Origin of the sequence: Inquilinus limosus MP06, assembly GCF_000767795.1 — a bacterium.
Lineage (GTDB): Bacteria > Pseudomonadota > Alphaproteobacteria > DSM-16000 > Inquilinaceae > Inquilinus > Inquilinus limosus_E.
Genome location: NZ_JANX01001120.1, coordinates 1 through 683 on the forward strand (window position 1 = coordinate 1; position 683 = coordinate 683).

Consider the following 683-nt stretch of genomic DNA (forward strand, 5'->3'; position numbering starts at 1 on the left):
GCGTCCCGACGGCATCGCGCGCCTCCCCTGCCCTGCGGCCCGCGCCCGCGATCCATTGCCCGGCCAGGACCAGGCCGGCGACCGGATAGGCGAGGCAGGCCGGGATCCACATCACCAGCCCGGCCAGCTGCTGGTCCTCCAGCGCCGTCAGGCCCCAGCGCGCCGCTTCCCCCGCCTGGTCGGAGAACCACAGCCGGGACGAGAACACCAGCAGCGCACCGAGCAGGCCGGTGTGCATCGCGGTGGCGAAGAGATGGCCGACCGCGACGCCCCGGCTGCCCCGCCGGCACAGCAACGACCACCAGAACAGCAGCGCGGTGACCAGGAAGCTGGCGTGCTGCAGCGCATGCATCCCCTCGTCCTCCAGCGCCGCCGCGAACAGCGCCGGCACGTGCCAGGCCCAGATGGCGATGCCGTGCAGCACCGTTGCCGCCAGCGGGTCGGTGATCGCGCGCCAGACGCGGCGCCAGGCGGAGATTCCGGCCGCCGCACCGAGCGCCCGGCGCCAGCCCTGCGGCATGCCCCACAGCATGGCGCCGATCGGTCGCGACAGGGCGAGGAGCGGCGCCGCCACCACCATCAGCACCTCGTGCTCGACCATATGCGCGGTGAACAGCCGCTCGCCGAGCGCGTGCAGCGGCGTGACCAGCGCCGCGGCCAGAGCCAGCCAGCCGGCCGCGAAC

General features: G+C 74.7%; 1 protein-coding gene. It reads right to left on the bottom strand.

Translation table 11 applies throughout. The annotated features are described in order from the left end of the window. Positions 1-683, bottom strand: a 683-nt coding sequence (locus P409_RS35560; protein WP_034849886.1) for a cytochrome c oxidase assembly protein, incomplete at both ends; no start/stop codon positions are given.